At 64.7% G+C, this 20713-nt stretch carries 15 protein-coding genes; 10 read left to right on the plus strand and 5 right to left on the minus strand.

The window, feature by feature from the left end; genetic code table 11:
* The first annotated feature begins 99 nt into the window (after positions 1-99).
* The 3 genes from R2834_10935 to R2834_10945 are packed head-to-tail and all read left to right on the plus strand — an operon-like array spanning position 100 to position 2504.
* Entirely contained in the window at positions 100-1041 is a 942-nt protein-coding gene (locus tag R2834_10935; protein MEZ4700835.1) for a hypothetical protein, read from the plus strand.
* A gap of 36 nt (positions 1042-1077) precedes the next feature.
* Complete coding sequence (locus R2834_10940; protein MEZ4700836.1) at positions 1078-2040, plus strand: cyclase family protein; 963 nt, start codon at positions 1078-1080, stop codon at positions 2038-2040.
* 5 nt (positions 2041-2045) lie between these two features.
* Positions 2046-2504: a GNAT family N-acetyltransferase gene (locus tag R2834_10945; GenBank protein MEZ4700837.1), complete on the plus strand. Its 459-nt coding sequence runs from the start codon at positions 2046-2048 to the stop codon at positions 2502-2504.
* Positions 2505-2519: 15 nt separating this feature from the next.
* Here R2834_10945 and R2834_10950 read toward each other — a convergent pair whose 3' ends face one another.
* The 5 genes from R2834_10950 to R2834_10970 form a co-directional block, all read right to left on the minus strand.
* The gene (locus R2834_10950) at positions 2520-3428 is read right to left on the minus strand and encodes a BadF/BadG/BcrA/BcrD ATPase family protein (GenBank protein MEZ4700838.1); all 909 of its coding nucleotides are present in this window, start codon (positions 3426-3428) and stop codon (positions 2520-2522) included.
* A gap of 12 nt (positions 3429-3440) precedes the next feature.
* On the minus strand, positions 3441-5486 hold the full coding sequence (locus R2834_10955; GenBank protein ID MEZ4700839.1) for a penicillin acylase family protein: 2046 nt from the start codon (positions 5484-5486) through the stop codon (positions 3441-3443).
* Positions 5487-5522: 36 nt separating this feature from the next.
* On the minus strand, positions 5523-7220 hold the full coding sequence (locus tag R2834_10960) for a helix-hairpin-helix domain-containing protein (protein ID MEZ4700840.1): 1698 nt from the start codon (positions 7218-7220) through the stop codon (positions 5523-5525).
* Positions 7221-7298: 78 nt separating this feature from the next.
* Complete coding sequence (locus R2834_10965) at positions 7299-7637, minus strand: S24 family peptidase (protein MEZ4700841.1); 339 nt, start codon at positions 7635-7637, stop codon at positions 7299-7301.
* 120 nt (positions 7638-7757) lie between these two features.
* Positions 7758-8969, minus strand: a complete 1212-nt coding sequence (locus tag R2834_10970; GenBank protein MEZ4700842.1) for a nucleotidyltransferase family protein — start codon at positions 8967-8969, stop codon at positions 7758-7760.
* Between the two features lie 555 nt (positions 8970-9524).
* Here R2834_10970 and R2834_10975 point away from each other — a divergent pair.
* The 7 genes from R2834_10975 (at position 9525) to R2834_11005 (ending at position 20699) form a co-directional block, all read left to right on the plus strand.
* Complete coding sequence (locus R2834_10975) at positions 9525-12134, plus strand: GAF domain-containing protein (protein MEZ4700843.1); 2610 nt, start codon at positions 9525-9527, stop codon at positions 12132-12134.
* A gap of 187 nt (positions 12135-12321) precedes the next feature.
* Complete coding sequence (locus R2834_10980; protein MEZ4700844.1) at positions 12322-13038, plus strand: response regulator transcription factor; 717 nt, start codon at positions 12322-12324, stop codon at positions 13036-13038.
* A gap of 475 nt (positions 13039-13513) precedes the next feature.
* The gene (locus tag R2834_10985; protein ID MEZ4700845.1) at positions 13514-14197 is read left to right on the plus strand and encodes a response regulator transcription factor; all 684 of its coding nucleotides are present in this window, start codon (positions 13514-13516) and stop codon (positions 14195-14197) included.
* 504 nt (positions 14198-14701) lie between these two features.
* Positions 14702-15907, plus strand: a complete 1206-nt coding sequence (locus R2834_10990; protein ID MEZ4700846.1) for a glycosyltransferase family 4 protein — start codon at positions 14702-14704, stop codon at positions 15905-15907.
* 36 nt (positions 15908-15943) lie between these two features.
* On the plus strand, positions 15944-17398 hold the full coding sequence (locus R2834_10995) for an exopolysaccharide biosynthesis polyprenyl glycosylphosphotransferase (GenBank protein ID MEZ4700847.1): 1455 nt from the start codon (positions 15944-15946) through the stop codon (positions 17396-17398).
* A gap of 258 nt (positions 17399-17656) precedes the next feature.
* Entirely contained in the window at positions 17657-19978 is a 2322-nt protein-coding gene (locus tag R2834_11000; GenBank protein MEZ4700848.1) for a polysaccharide biosynthesis tyrosine autokinase, read from the plus strand.
* A 271-nt stretch (positions 19979-20249) separates the two neighbouring features.
* Positions 20250-20699, plus strand: coding sequence for a hypothetical protein (locus R2834_11005; protein MEZ4700849.1), 450 nt, complete (start codon positions 20250-20252; stop codon positions 20697-20699).
* Positions 20700-20713 lie beyond the last annotated feature (14 nt).

Genomic DNA, 20713 nt, shown 5'->3' on the forward strand with positions numbered 1-20713 from the left:
CTTTCGCACAGATGGGCGCGAAAGGCGATCGGGCTCTACCGCAGAGAGCCCGGCGTGCGTATACTGCGTCGTCCAGTCCCACCTCAAGCCCCATCCCCCATGATCCGTCCCCGCTTTTCCGTCTGCGTGCTTATCGCGCTCCTCGCCGGCCTGGCCGCCTGCCGGCCCGAGGCGCAGCCGCCACTTTCGATGGCCACCGTGCCCATCACGCACTCCTTCTTCGTGGCCGGCCCCGAATTTACCGGCATCATCGGCGAGCGCGGCGAAACGATCTGGGATGCCGGCCGTCCCGGCGCGCGCGACGGGTATGTGCTCCCGAACGGACACGTGCTCATCTGCTGGAGCGACGTCGTCCAGGAATTCGACACCGGCCGCAACGTGGTCTTCTCGTACGCGTTGAGCGGCCCGAACGCCGAACTGGGCACCGCCGTCCGGCTCGACGACGGCCTCACCCTGATCACCGAGCTGGGCGTGCAGCCTCGCATCGTCGAGGTGGAGCGGGAAGGCCGCGTGGTGCACGAAACGCCGCTGCAGCCGGAGACGGACAACGCGCACATGCAGACGCGCATGGCGCGCAAGCTGCCGAACGGCAACTACCTGGTGCCGCACCTGCTGGCATTTGCGGTGAAGGAATACACGCCGGCCGGCGAAGTCGTGAACACGATCCGAACCGACCTCGCCCCGCTGGGCGGGCGTGAAGGGGAAAACTGGCCGTTCACGGCCATCCGGCTGGAAAACGGGCACACCCTCATCAACCTCACGCACGGCAACAAGACGATCGAGGTGGATGAGCAGGGCGCTGTGGTCTGGCGGATGTCGAACGAAGACGTTCCGACGCCGATCTTTGTCGACCCCTGCGGCGCGCAGCGCCTGCCCAATGGCCACACGGTCATCGCGAGCTACGGGGCGACCGAAGGCGTCAAGCTGTTCGAGGTGACGCCCCGGAAGGAGGTCGTCTGGACCTATGACGGGTACCGGGTGCACCATTTTCAGATCCTGACGACAAACGGCCGGCCGCACACGGAGACGCCGTTGAAATAGCCACGCGACCCAAATCCACACGATCTCACGACTCCGATGCGACGTATCGCTTTCCTCGTTTTGGTCCTGCTCATGGCGCCGGCTTTGCCGCTCCACGCACAGACCCGTGACGCCGGCCCCTGGTGGCCGAACGACCTCTGGGGCGCCGCCGATCAGTCCGGCGCTTCGAACTGGATCACCCCGGAGAAAATCCTGGAGGCAATCGCCCTCGTCAAGACCGGCAAGGTCTACGAACTCGGCAACGTCTACGAGCGCGGCATGCCGCTGCTCGGCCAGCGCACCTACGCGATCGTCATGCCCGGCCTCCCGACCAGCGGGCCGGTTGGGGATCAAAAGCTGGTGTTCAACGAAGAGTTTATCGCCAGCGAAATCGGGCAGGTCGGCACGCAGTTCGATGGAATGGGGCATGTCGGCCAGCGGATGACGATGGCCGACGGCAGGGAGACGGATGTCTATTACAACGGTTTCACGTCGGACGAGATGGCCGATCCCTATGGGCTGCAACGCCTCGGGGTCGAGAACATCAAACCGATCATCACGCGGGGCGTGCTGATCGACCTGGCCGGCTACCAGGGCGTCGAGCGCCTGCCCGAACACTACGAGGCGACACTGGCCGACGTACGCGGCGCCCTGGCGCGGCAGGGGATGAATGAAAACGACCTCCGCCCCGGCGATGCGCTGCTCTTCAACTTCGGCTGGTGGACCCTCTGGCCCGATCCGATCACCCACAACCAGGGCGTCATCCCGGCCATCGGGATGGACGTGGTGCAGTGGATCATCGGCCGGCAGCCGGCGATGGTCGGGTCCGACCTCGCCCTCGACGGCGCGGCGATGCGCGTCCACCCCGAGCTGACGATGAAAAACGGGATCGGCAACCTGGAGTTTATGAACTTCGGCCCCCTGATGGCCGATCCGGGATGGGAATTCCTGCTCATCGTCACGCCCTTGCGGCTCAAGGGGGCCACCGGCTCGCCCTCGCGGCCGATCGCCATCCGGTGAGTTCTGTGCATCCCCCCGACGAGCACCTCGTGGTGCGACCGTATATGCCGGCCGATCGAGCGACCTGCCTCGCCCTGCTCGCCGGCAATACGCCCCGCTACTTCCTGCCCTCCGACCGGGACGACTATGCGCGTTTCCTCGATGCGCTGCCCGGGCCGTACGTCGTCATCGAACACGAAGGCGCGATGTGTGCCGCCGGTGGCTGGGCGATGGATCCCGATGGGGTGGCCGTGCTGACCTGGGGGTTGGTCGACACCGCACTACATCGACGAGGTATCGGAACCCGGCTGGTGCGCCACAGGCTGGATGCCATGCGCGAGGCCGGCGTCGCCGGCGAGGTGCGTTTGCATACCATTCCGCAGGTTCAGGGCTTCTACGAGAAGCTGGGGTTTCGCGTCGAAGTCGTTGCACCCGATGGCTTTGGCCCCGGGTTCGACAGGGTTACCATGGGGTGCCGGCTGTAACCGACACGCGTTTCGTCACGCCGTCATCGCCAGATTGACGGCCGCCTCGACGGGTGAGGTGGAGAGCCGGCCCACGTCGAGTGCCGGCAGGGCTTCCTTGAGTGCGCCGGCCAGCAGGGAGGCGAAGCCGGCGTCGTCGGTGAGCCCGCCGGTGAAGCGCAGCGTTCGGTCGATGGTCGGGTTGGTCCGCAGAAGCATCACGGCCTGGCCGGCCAGCGCGGTGGTTTGCGCGTGAAGGATGGCCTTGCAGACGGCGTCGCCCTGTGCCGCGCCCTGAAGCACCAGCGGGGCGACGGCGGCCATCGACCAGTCGGGGCGATAGACGCGCTCGACCAGGTGCTCGGGGCGCGTCATATCGAAGGATCCTTGCAGGAGGCTCGCCAGGATCGTGGGTGGACCGCCGTCGTACGCCCGGGCGACGGCCTGCAGGCCGGCCTGCCCGATGCGGTATCCGCCACCCTCGTCGCCCAGCAGATACCCCCATCCACCCGCTCGAACCCGTTCGCCCTCTGCGGTTCGAGCGAGCACGATGGAGCCGGTGCCGGCGATGATCAGCGCGCCGCTGCCGGATGCCCCGAACGCAGCGTGCAGGGCCAGATCGGCGTCGGAGAGGACGACCAGCCGGTCGGGCGCGAGCGGCGGCAGGTAGCGATGGAAGGCATCGAGGAACGCTTCCGTGTCGGCCGGCCGGCCGAGACCGGCGACGCCGAGGCCCACGCCCGCGAGCCGGTGCAGCGGCTGGACCCTGCAGTGGGTCTGGATCAGCTCCGCCAGCAGTCGGGCGGAGGCCTCGTAGCCGATCCGGTGCGGGTTGGCGCCGGGCCCCTCGGCCTGAATGAGCGTCTCGCCCTCCCGAGTGCGTCCGAGCAGCCGCGAGCGGGTGCCGCCGGCGTCGATGCCGATATACAGGCTGGGGGGCGTCATGGGGCAGGACGTTTATCGCTCGGCCGGTACGAGCCGCGTTACGGATTCCGGCGGCATGCCGGCGTGCAGGCGATGGGCATCCGGAGGCTGGACCGGGATGCGGTACCGCCCCAGGAATCCGGAGGCGTCGAGCGATCGCCGAAGGGTGTACAGCGTGTCGTTGGCGGCCGCGTGGGTCCAGGCATCCCAGGTGGCGGAGGCCTGAAAGCCGTCGTTCGTTTCAAACGACCCCCAGCAGAGGGTGGAAGGATGACCGCGCCCGGGCAGTTGGAGGGGGGCGAAGCGGGTGTCCGCCTGCATGTGTTTGTTGCTTTGCAGCACACCCCCGTGCGACCAGGCCGGATACAGGAAGATGCTTGGCCGGTAGTTCTCCAACCGCCACGTGCTCAGGTCGTTGCTCAGCGAATCGGCCAGCACATCGACCGCGGAGCGGAAGGCGGTCAGCAGGACGGCGTCCTCGGGGAGGGTGTCGAAGTCGCCGGGGCCGGCGAGGGCGCCGCGCTGCAGTTGCGTCAGCCAGGCTTCGAAGATGGCCGCGCCGATGCTGGCGCGCGCGTACGAAAAATCCCAGTTGCGCAGGTAGGTCAGGGCGTCGCGGTCGATGGCGGTGAGGCTGTCCGATCGGCCCAGGGCGGCCAGGAAGCGGGGGGTGAGGTCGGCCGCCCACTCGCTGTAGCAGTCGTCGTTCCAGGTGGCGAGCCGGCCGGCGTCGTCCGCTACGCGGGACAAGGCGTCGAGGTGGCGCGCGAGGTACGGCGTCCAGGGCGTGCCGCCGATCAGGGTGACGGAGCCGACCGTCTCGCGGTAGGGCGGTACGCCGGCGACATCCCACGACCCATCCGGACGCATCCGAACCGTGGCGCCGTCGAAGAGGGAAAACGCCGCGCTGTCCGCCGTGGCCAGCTGACGCCAGGCGTCGAAGTCCGTCCCCGGGCCGAGGCCGGACCAGAACAGGGTCAGCGCCGAGTCGGGGATCGAACCGCTGGTGTCCGGGAGCGAGAAGAACTGGATGTGTCCGTCTCCCGGACGGAAGGTGTGCAAAAACTCCAGTCCCCCGCGGCCCTCGATCCGCTCGTGGATCGTCGGGACGCTATCCGACAGGGCGGTCGGGGCCATGCGAAGCCGGGCCGTGCTGTGGAGCAGCCCCGCCCAGCTGCCGGCGCCGGAGCGGCCGGTCGGCGTGATGGGGGAGCCCGGGATGCCGGCGACGATGCGGGATCCGGCCGGCGTCTGGATGAGCGTCTCCAGCAGGAGCGGCGTCGGCGTGGATCCGGTCACATAGCGTTCGCCCAGCAGGGTGTCGGTCGAGTCGCTGTAGACCCAGGCAAAGCCGTAGTCGAAACTGTGGAGCTGGAGCCAGGAGCGCAGCGCGCGGTCGGACGCCAGGAAGCGGGCGAACGAGGCCGGCTGGGTGGCCGGCGCGGAGGTCGTATCGAGCTGCACGGCGAGCCAGGCCATCAGCCGTTCGATCGCGAGCGTATGCCAGGGGCGCCAGCGATCCGGGGTGATCTGGAGGAGGGCGAACTCGTCGCGGGTCAGGAAGGCGGTTTCGTCGAACGCGGTGTTGATCCCGTCCGCGTAGGCGCGCAGCCAGTCCTGCTGGCCGGCGGGCAGGGTCCGGAAGGTTTCGCGGGCCAGCGACTCGAACCGGAGTTCGCGGGTGAAACGGTCGAGTTCGAGCAGATCGGGGCCGAACCAGAGCGTGAGTTCGCCCCGTGCCGTCTGCCGCCAGAGGGCGATCTGCCAGAGGTAGGATGTGGCATGCGCATACCCCAGCGCGACGGCCGCGTCCCGCTCGTCGTTCGCCGAGACGCGCACGCCGCCGTCGGCGAGCCATCCGATCTCCGCCGGCTGCTGCAGGCCCCGGAGCCGCGCGCTGTTCGGCACCCCCGGGGTGATGCCGTATGCGAGAAACCAGATCGTCGCCGTCGACGCGATAGCCAGCAGGATGAGCGCCACGACGGGCCAGAACAGCCGCGCCCCCAGCCCGACAAACGGGAGGGTAGCGCCCTGCGGGAGGTGCGGTATCGGAAAAGGAAGTCGATTGCGAGCGTTCATCCGGCCCCGGCCGTCTTGTGCCAACGAGAAACGCGCTTACCGGCGCGTCCGTTTCGGGCGCGGCCGGCTCAGCCATTCCGAAAACGCCTCCAGGGAGAGGGCGTTGAGGCACTGGGAGGGTTCGAGCCAGCCCTTCCGGGCGGCCTCGACGCCCCAGCGCATGTCCGCGAGGCCTTCGCGGGTGTGGGCGTCTGGGTTGATGGAGATCATGACGCCGCGGTCGGTGGCGGCCTTGATCCACCGCCAGTCGAGGTCGAGCCGGTAGGGATTGGCGTTCAGTTCGATGGCGACGCCCTGTTCGGCGCAGGCGTCGAGGATGCGCTCGTAGTCGAGCGGGTAGCCCTCGCGGACGAGCAGGAGCCGGCCCGTCGGGTGGCCGAGGATGGTCGTATAGGGGTTTTCGATGGCGCGGACGATGCGGGCGGTGGCGTCGGCCTCGTTCATGTTCATCCGGGTGTGCACGCTCGCGACGATGAGATCGAACGAGGCGAGCACGTCCTCGGGGTAGTCGAGCGAGCCATCGGCGAGGATGTCGCTCTCGATCCCGCTGAAAATCTTGAAGGGGATGCCGCGCCCGGCGTAGCCGGCGTTGAGCCGGCGGATCTCATCCTGTTGCTGCGCAACGCGTTCCGGCGCCAGTCCGTTCGCGATGACGAGCGACTGGCTGTGGTCGCAGATCCCGAAATACGACAGCCCGAGCGCGCGGGTGGCTTCCGCCATCTCCTCCAGGCTGTGGGCGCCGTCGCTGTAGCGCGAATGGTTGTGGAGCGTGCCCTGGAGATCCTGGTATTCGATGAGGCGGGGGAGCCGGCCGGCGGCGGCCTCCAGCTCGCCGCGCCCCTCGCGAAGCTCCGGCGGGACGGGCGCGAGGCCGGCGCGTGTGTAGAGTTCGTCCTCCTCGGCCACCTCGGGCAGCCCGCCGAGGCGGTCCGTCAGCGCGGCGACATGGACCTCAGCCCCGGTCAGTTGGAACAGGGCGGTGCCGAACCGTTCCGGGGGGGTGAGGTGGATGACGACGCGCAAGCCGTCGGGGAGCGCGCCGTCGATCACGGTCTGGCCGTCCGGCCCGGCCGCGGTCTTCGCGGCGCTGACAAAGGGGGCGCAGGCTTCGGCCACGCGGTCGGGCGAGGCCCCGGTGACGAGCAGATCGACCTGCTCCACGGTTTCGCACTTGCGGCGAAAGGCGCCGGCCGGTTCGAGGCGCTCGACGGCGCCGCGCAAGGCCTCGATCAGGGATGCGGCCTGCCCCGCGGCGTCGGCGTAGCGCCGGTGGGCGCTGTACTGCTTGAGCAGGCGGATATTTTCGAGGATGTTCTCCTGCGTCTTTTCGCCAAAACCGTCCAGATCGGCCAGCCGGCCGATGGTGCAGGCTTCCTCCAGTTCGGCGATGGACGTGATTTCGAGCTGGAGCCAGATGGCGCGCACCTTTTTGGCGCCGAGCCCCTTGATCCGCATCATGTCGAGCACGCCCGGCGGGATGGCGCCGAGCAGTTCGTCGCGCGCCTCGAAGCTGCCGGTCTGCACCAGTTCGTCGATCTGTGCGGCGAGGCCGGCTCCGATCCCTTTGACCAACGTGAGCGTGCCGGCGGCGAGCATATCGGCCGCCGGTTCTTCGAGTCGTTCTACCGTGCGCGCCGCGTTCGCCATGGCGCGCGCCCGAAACGGATTGCCGCCCGTCAGTTCGATCAGGGCGGACGTCTCCTTGAGGTACTTACCTATCGTTTTGTTATGCATCGCCGGCACTCGTTCAGGATGAAGTGCCGTAAGGTAAGGAATAGTTCGGGCAAGTGGGATGGGGGCGGCGAGGCCGGCCTAGCGCGCCCTGAAGAGGGCGTCCGGACTGATGGAGTCGTGCAGGGTGTGGCCGAGAATGGCGATCGACGGGTCGTCTTCCTCCAGGTCGTAGGAGGCGTAGCGGGGATTGATGCTGGAGACGCGGAGCCGGTTGCCCGGGAGCCGCTGAATCTGTTTGACCATCTCATGGCCATCGAGGCGGACGACGTAGAGTCCGTCGTGCGTCACCCGGTCGGCCGGTACGAAGTGGAAGGTCTCACCGGGGGCGAGATCCGGAAGCATGCTGTCGCCGCGGATCGTGACCGTATGTTCGACCCGGCGCGCGAGCGCGGAAGGCTGCTTCTTGCGTAGTTCCATAGGGATGTTCGGGTGATTCCAGGAATCGGTGTGCCGGCTGGCGGCGAAACCGCGCGGGTCGCGCGGCGCCTCAGCCAGGAAAGGGCCGTCGCTCGGCGGCGGCATGCGGTGATGGGTCGATCAAAATTCCTGACGGACGGAATCGTCTCCGGAATACGCCGGCGCAAATCCCAGTTTGTCGCGGATCAGGCGGAACGGCTTGACGACCGGGTACAGGAACGAAAGCGCCGGCGGCAGCGAAATCAGCGCGCGGTCTTTTTCGTTGCCGTACAGATACAGCTGGACGATATGCCGGTAGTAGGGAAGCCGGTCCCGGAAGCGCTCACGCATCTGCAGGTGGAAGTTCAGCTGGTACTTCGGCGGGAGGTTCGTCCCGGTAAACAGCTGTTGCACCACCGCATTGGTGAGCTGGCCGACGGTGCCGTCCCAGCGCAGCTCCTGTTTGAGATCGCCCGGCAGTTCGACATCGAGAAGATGCTGCGCAAGATTCAGGCCGATCAGCAGCATCCGCTCGGACTGGATGGCGCGCGCCCGCTTGCGGGCAGTCTCGATCGTATCGTCCTCGCGATGCCGGACGACCAGTTCGGCGATGTCGCAGATCCAGCGCAGCCGCTCCCAGAAGCTTTTCGAGCCGTGGGCGCAGAGATACAGGAGCAGATCCGCCGGCTCGAACATCGGTACGTTTTTACCCGCGACCGTTACGTTCTGAGACCGTTCGCGCACGGCGGCGGGGTCGAGCCGGAAGGCGTGCACCTTGTTGAGGAACGACCAGTGGACCTCGAAGACCACGCGCTCGTCGTGGCGGACGAACTCGTAGCCCATCTGCGTCTCCAGAAAGGTCTCTTCCTGCGCCGGCGTGAAGGTGCGGAACGGGCGATAGCCCTGCGCCATCATCACCTCTTTCAGGCGGGGAAACGCCTCGCGGTCGATCAGCAGGTCGAGGTCGCTGAAGGGGCGGATCCCGGTGTCGTTGTACAGATACGCGCTGAGCGTGGGGCCCTTGAACGGGATGGCGTGGACGCCGGCCTCGTTCAGCACATCCAGCATGCGGATCAGTTCGCGCAGCTGGAAGAGGTTGGTGACCGATTGCTCCAGGACGTGGCTGCTCAGGAAGCCGACGACGTCGGCCGGCGGGTCCCATTCCGGGTTCTGGCTCAGAAAACGGTGCAGGAGCGGCAGGATGCTGTGCGCGCGAGCCTGTTTGAGGACGAGCTGCCAGTTCAGGGCAGAGAGCGACGCGGGATCGGGTTGCAGCCTTTTATGGGGCGTGGCAACCGGATAGGCGCACTGCAGCAGCAGGCTCTGTTCTAAAACGCCAGGGAAGGATGACATACGTCGCTACTAATGGCTCAGTGGGTGGGCTCCTTTATGCTATTCGTTCTGTACGCGATCGGATGCGAAAACTGACGCCAGATAGGCGTCGACGCAATAACCTTTCGACCGAATGAGCATAGTCCTGTGACATTTGGCATATGCGTCGAAAGCTAAACTCCAACCAGCGCCCTTCCGACGCGACGGGCGCTCCCACGATCTGGCTGCGTCCATCGCTGTTTTTGTGCGCTCACGTTTTTTTGGATGAAGCGGGGCGGCATGTTCGGCAGGCTCATACGGCGGCACCGCCCCGTTTGAACCGGCGCCGGCGGGTTCGTGGGGCGATCTCGAGGCAAGATAGGCGACGACGCGCTCCCCCCGGTGCGCCACCTCGCGCATCGGGCTATCGCATCCGGATCGTTCTGCTCCGATCCGAAACGTTCGTTCTACAGGGTACCTCCGGGGAATACATGGCATACGCTTTGAGCTATTTCGGCACATCGCATGCGCTGACACGCACGAATCGAGCCAGTTCGGTTCCCCCTGCATCGAATGGCTATTCGTGGCATGCAGCAGATGCAATCAACCGCTGAAAGCAAACTAGAGCGATCCGAAGACCGGGCAGCCCGGTTTCGGGCGGCCAGCGACCGCCGGCACACCCATCTGCTCTGGGGTGTGGCCGCCGCGCAGTGTCAGCTCCTGCTCAACTCGGATTTCCCCCGCGCGCTCTTCGCCGCGCTCCGCACCCTCGGCAAGGCGCTGGGGCTCGACAGGGCCTACGTGGCCCGTCACCGGCCGCACCGGGATGCTCCGCCCACGCTCGACGTGGTCCAGAGCTGGGTCTCGGCCGTGGGCCGGCAGCGATTGGACGTGCCCCTCGAACGGCACGGGCTGTTTACCCGCTACGCGCACTGGGCCGGCCGCTTCGAAGCCGGCGAGGTCGTAGCCTTTCCATCGAACCGGGAGACGCCGTTCGCGGGCCAGCAGGCCGGCGAGGCCAGCGTTAAGTCGTGCATTTTCGTGCCGATTCTCGTGGATGGGGCGTATTGGGGGGTAATCGGACTCGAACATTTTCATACGTGCGTTCTCTGGACGCCAAATGACGAATCGATCTTGAAGAGCTTATCCTTGGGTATCGGCGGCGCTATAGAAAAACAACAGGGCATCGATGCGCTCACCGGCGATGGCGGAGCGGCGCACTGGGCCGATAGCGACGAATCGTTCGAGCAGCTCCACCTCGAGTCCCGGATCCTCCGGCAGGTCAGCGAGGCCATCCTGGCCATGGACCGCTACGGGATCGTCACGTATTTCAACCAGGGCGCCGAAATCATCTTCGGTCTCGCCGCGCGCGAGGCCATCGGCCAGCCGTACGAGTCGCTGGTGCGCCAGCGGAATACGCCGTTCGAGAAAGACCCCGCGGTGCAGTCCGAACTCGAACATCGCGGCGTGTGGTCGGGGCGCGACACCCTGGTGCTGAAGGATTGGCGGACGCGTCAGGTGACCCTGTCCGTGACGCCGCTGCGCGAGCGGGGCGAGATGCAGGGCGCGATCGTGGTCCTGCGCGACGTCCTGCGGGACGTGACGGCCAACCGCCAGCAGGAGCTGCGCATCGAGCATCGCCTGCGCGTCGAGAGTGCGCTCGTCGAGGCGTCGCAGCAGCTGGTGTCGGTCGGGCAGGTCAATTTCGAGCAGTTGCTCGGGCTGATGGGGGAGGCGGTAGGGGCCGAAACGGTCTATTTCGTCGAGATCCCCTCGGATCGGCAGCTGATGCAGGAATCGCCGGAGGCGCTGCACGAGCTGTCGCAGCCGCGCATCTGGGAAAAGGCCAAAAACGACGACACGCTGTTGCCGGACTTTGGCGGGGGCGCCAACATGGAGGCCCAGCGGCTCGTCTGCAAGTGGAATGGCACGCGGTTGTCCAAGGCCTCGAAACAGGGCAAACAGACGGCGCTGGCGGTGCCGGTGCTGTCGCCCCAGGGCAAGCTGCACGGTTATCTCGGCGTCGAATACGGGGGCCGGCCTCCGGAGTGGCGCGAAGCCGACAGCCGGGTGCTCAGCGTGCTGGGCGACCTGCTGTCCACCTACTTCGAACGCAAAATTTCTGAAGAGGCGCTGCGGGAGAGCGAGGAGCGCTACCGCACGTTCGTTGACACCACGTCCGAGGCGATCTGGCGCATCGAGCTGGAGAAGCCCGTATCGACGAAAGGATCGATTTCCGAGCAGGTCAACGCGTTTTGCGAACTGGCCGATCTGGCGGAATGCAACCGCGTGATGGCCATCCTGCTGGGAAGCCGCGATCCCGAGAAGCTGCTGGGACGCCGGCTCAACGTGGTCATGCCCCATCTGGAAGTGGCGCTCGTCGACGAGCTGGTTCGCTCCGGGTACCGGCTGCACAACCACGAATATTCTGTAGCCTGCAACGGCCAGCACCTGCGGCATTTCGTCATCAACGCGGTGGGGACGGTGAAGGACGACACGCTCATCCGCGTCTGGGGCAGCTGCGTTGAGGTGACGGAACGGGTGATGCTCGAGCGGCAGATGGTCGAGGCGCTCGAGGAGCAGCAGCAGCGCATCGGGCGCGATCTGCACGACGGCGTCGGGCAGCTGCTGACGGGCGTTCGCATGCTAAGCCAGAACCTGGCCGAGAAGCTGACCGAGCAGGAAGACGACAGCGCCGTCCAGGCGCGCAAGGTGTCGGGCTTTGCCGAGCAGGCCTCGCGGCGCGTCCGCGAAATCTACCGCGGCCTGACGCCGACGCAGCTGTTCTACGAAGGGCTGGCGACCGCGCTCAACGAACTCGCGCACAACACGACGGGGCTGCCGGGCATCACGTGCTCGTTCATGACGGACGGGCTGGTGGATGTCTGGGAGAAGGATACGAAAATGCATCTGTACCGCATCGCCCAGGAAGCCGTCAACAATGCGCTCAAGCACGCGGAGGCCTCCGAGATCCTGATCTCGCTGAACGCGCGCGGGAGCGAGATCACGCTCAGCATCGAGGACGACGGAAAAGGCTTCGATCCCGCCGTCCGCACGGGCAAGTCGCTCGGCCTCAACAGCATGGACTATCGCGCGCGAACGATTAAAGGTTCGTTCGATATTTCGTCGTCCGCCGGCAAAGGAACGATTGTACGCTGTGTCATCAAGGAAAACCTGCTTAAGCATGAGCTAACGCAGTTCGCCTGATCCTCCGTCCCGGCGCGCGATGGGACGACAGTTCCAGCGTAGCCGGCGTGCCGGCGAGGGCGGCTCCATTTAATGGCCCGGTAAAAAAACCGATATGAAGAAGAACATGGGATGATTTTCAGGCATGCATCCCCATGTATTGACCCGTCTGAGAGGACATCCTCACGAGAAACCACAGGATACATAGATGAATTCCGCTGAAATCAATATGAACGTCATGAGTTCGCCGAAGTCAACCGGTGGCCGCATCCGCGTGCTGGTGGTCGATGACCATCCTGCGATTCGCGAGGCTATCGCGGATATTATTGCAGACAAGATGGGGATGGAGCTGATCGGTCAGGCCAGCAACGCCGACGAGGCCTTCCAGCTCGTCGAAAAGATGCAGCCGGATGTCGCGGTCATCGACATTTCGCTGGAGGATGCGCACGGGCTCGATCTGGTTCAGAATATCCGGGCGCAGTATCCGAACGTCCAGGTGGTGGTGTTCTCGATGTACGATGAGAGCGTCTACGCCGAACGCGCGATCCGCGCCGGCGCATCGGGGTACCTCATGAAGAGCGAGCCGACGCAGAGCGTCGTCGAAGCGATTCGCAGCGTGATGCAGGGCGAGGTATACCTCAGCCGGCGCATGGCCTCGCGCATGCTCAGCAAGATCGCCACGGGCCGTTCGTCGAGCCCCGGTTTCGCGATCGACCAGCTGACCGACCGCGAGATGGCCGTCTTCCAGATGCTGGGCGAGGGCTACAGCGTGCAGGAAATCACGCAGCGCCTCAACCTGAGCCGCAAGACCGTCGAGACGTACCGCCGGCGCGTCAAGGAAAAACTCGATTTCGAAACGGTCGCCGAACTGCTCCAGTACGCCGTCCAGTGGCGCTACGGACAGAGCGACGCACAGGCGCATTGAGCGGGAGCGGTTTAAGGCTCCAGGTTTGGCGTTCAAGATGAAGGCATGGAGCACCACGGTGTGTCCGCCTTGAACGCTGAACACCGACTACTGAACTCCGAAAAGGGAGCCGGCGGGCATCGCCGGCTCCCTTTTTTATGCCCGAAACCCGTTACGGGGTGTCCTTCGATCCGGATACAGGATATGCGCTAAAACTACATACGATCTTTCTGCCAAAGGTAGTGCCCCGCCCGTGGGGCGTTGAATACCTTGCTTCCGCCACAAGCACCAGCGCATCGAGACACCCGTCAACCACCACTTCTGTGCGGGATGCTCACGCGACCCGATCTCTCCTGTGATCCGGGCGCGTCTGTCTCCAGCTGATCTCTCCTGCGGCCGCTCCCCCCTCCAACTGGCGTAGCCAGTACTTTTAGAGCACTTAACGGTGTTAAGTAAAACGTGTAGCATTGTGAGCGTGAACACACTCTGGAATCCGATGCCCCCACAGACCACGCGCGACATCTATTCTCGCCGCATCAAAGTCATGGTGGTCGACGATCATCCCGCCATCCGGGAAGCGCTGGCCTATACCATCCGCGACAAGATGGATATGGAGTTGGTCGGACAGGCCAGTTCGGCCGGCGAGGCGTTCGGCATGATGGATGAAAACCATCCGGATGTCGCGATCGTCGATATTTCCCTCAGCGACGCGCACGGGCTCGACGTGGTCCAGAACATCCGATCTCAGTACCCGAGCGTCCAGGTGCTGATCTATTCGATGTACGACGAGCTGGCCTACGCCGAGCGGGCGATCCACGCCGGCGCGCTGGGGTACCTGGCGAAGAGCGAGCCGACCAAGCACATCGTCGAGGCCATCCGGAGCGTGATGCGCGGCGAGGTCTACCTGAGCCGGCGGATGACGTCGCGCATTCTCGGCAAGGTGGTCAAGGAGCAGCACAACGGCTTCATCGTCGGCAAGCTGACGGATCGTGAGATGTCGATCTTCGAGATGCTGGGCAACGGCGCCGGCCTCGGGGAGATCTCCGAGCGCCTGAATCTGAGCCGCAAGACCGTCGAAACCTACCGCCGCCGCATCAAGGAGAAACTCGGACTCGACTCCGTGGCCGGCCTCATGCAGTACGCCATTCAGTGGATGCACGGGCAGCGGCAGATGCAGTAGCCAGGATCGTTTGCATCGCACATCGTAAACCGCAAATTGGTCTGCTGGAGGGCTTTGCTGCCTTTCACGTCGGCTAATTTGCGATGTGCGATTTCCCGTTTAGTCCTTCTTTCGTGCGCCGATGGCGCATGCCCTCGCGTATTCCTGCGCCATTTCGCTCGCGCATGTTCGGTCAATAGAAGCACGTCCAACCCTGCAGCGCGTTGTAATTTTGCGGTGCGTTCGAGATCAGGTACGCCCCACGGAACCCCGCGAATCCCGCCTACCACATCGCGCTTCCGCTTCCGTCTCGCCTCACGATACCCCCAACCTGCTTCGTGCCCCCCGGCAAAAGAGCATAGTTTCGTGACACACTCTGGATAGCATCGAAACAGATCCCGTGTCGGTTTTTGCGATGTTTCTAGCGCTGTATGTGTGTACAGCCATCAGAGTGTCCCACATGCTCCAGACGGCGATCACACCAGGGCACGATCATCTACCGTAATCGACGTAATGTACAGCGACTTGGACATAGCTACCGCACCCGGCGCCGTAATGCCGGCCACTCGGCAGGAGCCGAAGAGCGGTTCGCCTTTGCCCGCCTCGGTCAAGACGGCCATCGTACACGACTGGCTTCCCGTCTACGCCGGCGCTGAGCGCGTTCTGGAGCAGATGATTCACGTGCTCCCGGCCTGCAAGCTCTTCAGCCTCATCGACTTCCTGCCCGACGACCAGCGCGCCTTCCTGCAGGGCAAGACGGTAACCACGTCGCTGATCCAGCGGCTGCCCTTCGCCCGCAGCAAGTACCGGATGTATCTGCCCTTTGTACCGTTCGCGACCGAGCAGTTCGATCTCCGGGGCGCCGATGTCGTCGTCTCTTCCAGCTACGTGGCCGCCAAGGGCGTGCTCACGACGGCCGACCAGCTCCACATCAGCTACGTCCACAGCCCGGTTCGCTACGCCTGGGATCTGTACTTCCAGTATCTCAAGGAAGGCAATCTCGAGCGCGGCATGAAAGGCCTGCTGGCGAAGGCGATTCTCCACTATGTCCGCCTGTTCGATGCCGTGAGCGCGAACCGGGTGGATCACTTCGTCGCCAACTCCCGCACCGTGGCGCGCCGGATCTGGAAGACGTATCGGCGGAAGGCCGATGTGGTTTATCCTCCGGTCGACACCACGGCGTTCGCGCTCCAGACGAAGAAGGATGACTTCTATCTGACGGCGTCCCGCCTCGTGCCCTACAAGCGCATCGACCTCATCGTGGAGGCGTTCTCGCAGATGCCGGACAAGCAGTTGGTGGTGATCGGCGACGGCCCCGAGTACGCCCGGATCGCCGAGAAGGCCGGCAAGAACGTGACGATGCTCGGCTATCAGCCCTTCGACACCCTGCGCGACTACATGCAGCGCGCCCGCGCCTTCGTCTTCGCCGCCGAAGAAGATTTCGGCATCATTCCGGTCGAGGCCCAGGCCTGCGGGACGCCGGTGGTGGCCTACGGACGCGGCGGCGCGACCGAGACGGTCGTACCGGGCGAAACAGGATTCTTCTTTTACGAGCAGACGATCGACGGCATCCGGGCCGCGCTCGACACGCTCGACGAAAATTACAGCCGACTCGATCCCCAGCGCATCCGCGACAACGCTCTCCGTTTCTCCGCCGACCGCTTCCGCGCGGCGTTCAGTGACGTGATTGAGCGTGCTTATGCGCAGTACATGACAACTGGAATCGAATAGCGATTGAGGACTGTGAAAGTGTACGCAAACGACATATTGACTTCCTCCGTATCGGCTCCTTCCGTCACCGAAGCGCAGGTCGGCCGCGCCACCGCGCTGCAGACCCGCCTGTCGACGTCCCGCCGGCTTACGCAGCTCACCCTGCTCATGGCCGACGTCGTCGCGCTCTGCACGGTGGTCAACGCCCTGCTGGTCGCTTCCAAGCTGACCGGTCTGGCGCTTCCCGAGCCGTTCCTGCTGATCCCCGCCTTTTCGCTGTTTCTCGTGGCCTACGCCGCGGGCAACCTGTATCAGCCGTTCGCCATCCATCCCGAAAAGGAGCTGCTCGGCCTCACGAAAGCCTCGGTGCTCGTGTTTCTGAGCCTGGCGCTGCCGGCCTCGTTCGTGGCGCCGAGCGCGATGAGCCTGTTCCTGCTCTACGGCATCGCGGGTCCGCTGCTCATCCTTTTCGTGCCGTTCATGCGCGTGGTGACGCGGATCATGTTCTCCCGCGCTTCGTGGTGGGGGCTGTCCACCCTCGTGATCGGGCGCGGCGCGGCCGGGAAAGAAGCCGTGAAACTGCTCAAGCGGTCGCCTGAACTCGGCGTCAAGCCGGTCGCCCTGCTCCAGGACGACATCGAAAACGGCCAGTACATGGGCATTCCGACGCTCTCCAGCACGCGGCTCTACCGCATGCTCGCGCAGTCGCACCGGATCCCGTTCGTGGTCCTGGCCCTCGAGGGCGCCGAGGAGACGATGTACCTCCGCACGCTGAAGGCCCTGTCGATCTTCGATCAGATCTTCGTCGTCCGCGGCGATTCGCCGGATCACCCGGTGCTGGTCGACGCCCGCGAGATCGACAGCTATGTCGAGACCTGGGAGCCCCGCGAGCCGGCGTATTACCAGCGCCTCATCAAGCGCGGCATGGATATCGGCTTCGCCAGCGCCATGCTCGTCGTCTTCGCCCCGCTGCTGCTCGCCGTGGCGATCATGACCAAAATCACCAGCCCGGGCCCGCTTTTCTTCGTCCAGCAGCGGCTCGGACACAAGAAACGCACCTTCGGCGTGATCAAATTCCGGACGATGCATCTGGACGCGGAAGAGAAGCTCCAGGAGATTCTGCGCAACGATCCGGTGCAACGACAGGAATACGAAATCTTCCACAAACTGCGCGACGATCCCCGGGTGACTTCAATCGGCAAGGTCCTCCGCCGATACAGTCTAGACGAGTTGCCCCAGCTCTGGAACGTACTCATGGGCGACATGAGCCTCGTCGGTCCCCGCGCCTACATCCCGAGAGAGATTCCTCAGATGCTGGGCAAGGAGCGGGTGGTGCTGGCGTGCAATCCGGGTTTGACCGGGTTGTGGCAGGTATCGGGTCGCAATCAGCTAAGCTTTGGCGAGCGCGTAGTAATCGATGTCAACTATCGCAAGGATTGGTCTCTTTCGCTCGATTACTACATCCTCCTCAAAACCCTTCCGGTCGTTCTGACGGGCCACGGAGCCAGTTGATCGGTCGGAATCCCAACAACGGCCCGGGGCGGAGACGCCTCGCCGGCCGGCACTTCGGACAAACCGAATACATGCTCGATCATCGATACGCATGGCGGAAGGAGAGCGATAACGAGGCGTGAGGGAGACCTTTCCCTCGGTGTTCTGTCCAGCCGCGCGTGGTGTCGAAAGGAGAGCAATCACATGTATACCCCCCTCGGGGTTTCGTCCAAGAATATGAATCAATTAGAGAGAAAAAGACGCGTTTCGCAGCCCCTGGTGCCTGCCGAACGCCCCGTGTCCAACGGGGCGGTGTATCCGGCCGTGGCTGCGCCTGAAAAGACGTCTATCGACGTCGGCGAGATCTTTAATACCATTCGCCAGGGCAAGTGGATCATCCTGGTGACCTGCATGCTCATCTCCGCCGGCATCGTCGCCTATAAATTTACCGAGACGCCGTTGTTCGAGGCGTCGAGCCTGGTTTCCATCGCGTCGAACAAGTCGTCCACCACCTCGCCGACCGACCGGCTCTCGGCCTACAGCGTCAATGTCTACACCCAGGCGGACGAACTCAGCTTCCTGAACAACTCGGGCGAGCTGAGCCGGCGTGTGGCGCAGCGGCTCATCGAAGTGGCCGACGCGCTCGGCTCGAACGCCTATTTCTCGGTGCTCCACGCGCCGGAAGGCAGCCCGCCGCTCACGCTCGAGGAAATCGCCTTGCGCATCCGGATCCGGGTGCTGTTCATGCCCTCGGAGCAGAACATGATCACCATCAAGGCGATCAGCCCGTCGCAGGTGGAGGCCGTGCGGCTGGCCAACCTGTACGCGCAGGAATATCAGCTGATGGACAAGGAGCGCAGCCGCGCGCGGCTCGTGCAGGCCCGTCAGTTCGTGCAGGAGCTTCTCTCGAAGCGCCGGGAGGAGCTGGCGGCCCTCGACTACCGCTGGGAAGCCATGTTCAGCAACAGCGAGACGATTTCGGGCGGCAGCACGGGTGAGCTGTTCCTGACGCAATACGCCACGCTCACGGCGGATCTGGAGAGCAAGGAACTGCAGCTCGAGACCGAGAAACGGTCCCGCGACCACCTCGTCGAGGAATACGAGCGCGTCGCGCCCGGCCTCGTCGAGCAGGTCAGCTCGGGCATCGACCGGGAGATCACGGCGCTGCAGGACCGCATCGCCGAGCTCAAGATGGACGCCGAGGAATATTACATCCACGACCCGTCGCGCCGCGGCCGCGAGGCCGAAATTCCGGAGCTGAACGAGATCATCGTCGGCATCAAGAACCTGGAGGAGCGGAAGAATTCGCTGGCGCAGCAGCTGGTGCGGGAGACCCTCAGCGCCGGCAACGCCACCACGCGCGGCACCGTCGAACCGCTCAGCTATGCGACGCAGCTCAAGGCGCAGATCCTGACGAAGGATATCACGATCAACGAACTCACGCTGACCGTGAGCGCGCTGCGCCGGCGGGTTGCCGAGGCCGAAAAGAAGCTGCGGATCATCCCGACGATGACGCTCGAACGCCAGCAGCTGGAGCGCGAGCGCGCGGTGGTGGAGCAGGGCTACAAGACGCTCCAGTCCGAATTGCAGCAGGCCGAAATCGCCGAGCAGTCGGACATCGGCAACGTCTCGATCATCCGCGAGGCGCAGCAGCCGCTGCCGGTCGGCAGCGACCTGACGCAGAGCCTGATCCTGGGTCTGCTGCTCGGGCTCGGCTTCGGGACGGGTCTGGCGTTCGTCCGCAAGGCCGTCGATCGCCGCGTGGCGCGGCCGGCCGATGTGCGCGACATGGGCTTCCAGCTGGTGGGCGTCATCCCCGAGATGCAGCGCGACATCAAGGAGTCGCATGGCGGCAGCGAGCTGGTCGAATACAACGGCGCCCAGCTCAGCGCGCACCTGGTGGCGGCGCTCCAGCCGACGTCGTCGATCGCCGAGAACTACCGGCTCACGCGCACCAACATCGATTTTCTGTTCGAGGACAACCCGCCGCAGGTGGTGCTGATCACCAGCCCCGAAGCCGGCGACGGCAAGACGGTCACCTCGGTCAACCTCGCCATCACGATGGCGGAGAGCGGCCGGCGGACCTTGCTGATCGACCTCGACCTGCGCCGGCCGTCGTGCCACAAGCTGATGGGCCGCGACCGCGCCCCGGGCTTCGTCGATCTGCTGACGCATCCGGGCGAGTTCCTGCTCGAAGAGTTTGAAACGACGATCCCGTACCTGCATTTCGTGCCGGCAGGCAGCACGTCCAGCCGGCCGTCCGAGCTGGTCGGCTCGTCGCTGCTCAAGGACGGAATTAATAGCCTCCGGGAAATGTTCGATACTATCATCATCGACTCCCCGCCCGTGCTGGCGGTGACCGATGCCGTCGTGCTGTCGACCATCTGCGACGCCACGGTGGTGGTGGTCAACGCCGACGCGACCGACCAGCAGGCGCTCAATGTGACGCGCCAGACGCTGGAGGCCGTGGGCGTGTCGGTTTCCGGCGTCATCCTCAACCGGTTCGACGCCCGCCGCGCCGGCATGAAGGGGTATTACATTTACGGATACGACAGCTCGTACAGCTACGACCAGCCCGTATCCAACGGCGCGCGCGCCTGATGCGCCGCGCCGGGCCGCGGCCCTGACGCCCGGCCGGGGCGCCTCATGCAGCACGAAGGCTCCGGTCGCTGGGTTGCCAGGGGTCGGAGCCTTCGACATGCACACCCGCCCGATATTTTCGCTCTTTTTCTCGTGACGTGGCCCGTCGGATCGACTTTAGAAGTGACGATTGATTCAGGTCGTCGATCCGGTAAGCCCAGAATATGATCAACCCCCGGTAGCACGTATGATGTGTCCTTCTCGTGTTCTTTTTAAAGGCATTTTCCTTCTGATGCTGACGCTTTCGCTGGGCAGCCAGCTGGCGTTCGCGCAACCCGAAGAACGTCTGGTCGACTTCTCGCGCCCGGGCCGGCCGACGATGATGGTGTACGTCTGGGGCGCGGTGGGGCAGCCGGGCATCTGGAAGGTCGAAACCGATGTCGATTTCCTGGAGATGCTCACCGCGGCGCAGGTGCCGAACATCGGCCAGAGCAGCTCGCAGACGAAGGAGAAGGTGATCATCCATGTATACCGGGGCGGCGTCAGCCGGCGGACGGAGATCTACAGCTCCGACGTCAAAAAAATGCTCTCCGAGGGGTCGGCGTACCCCACGCTCCAGGAAGGCGATATCATCTTTCTGGAGTCCTCGTCAAAACAGAAGTTTGGCCTGAACACGGTGCTCTCAGCCATCGGCGCCGCTTCGGCGCTCGTGCTGCTGATTATCCGTATCGGGAATCTCTAGGTACGGGTTGGCGG

The sequence above is a fragment of the Rhodothermales bacterium genome (assembly GCA_041391505.1).
Taxonomy (GTDB): Bacteria; Bacteroidota; Rhodothermia; order Rhodothermales; family JAHQVL01; genus JAWKNW01.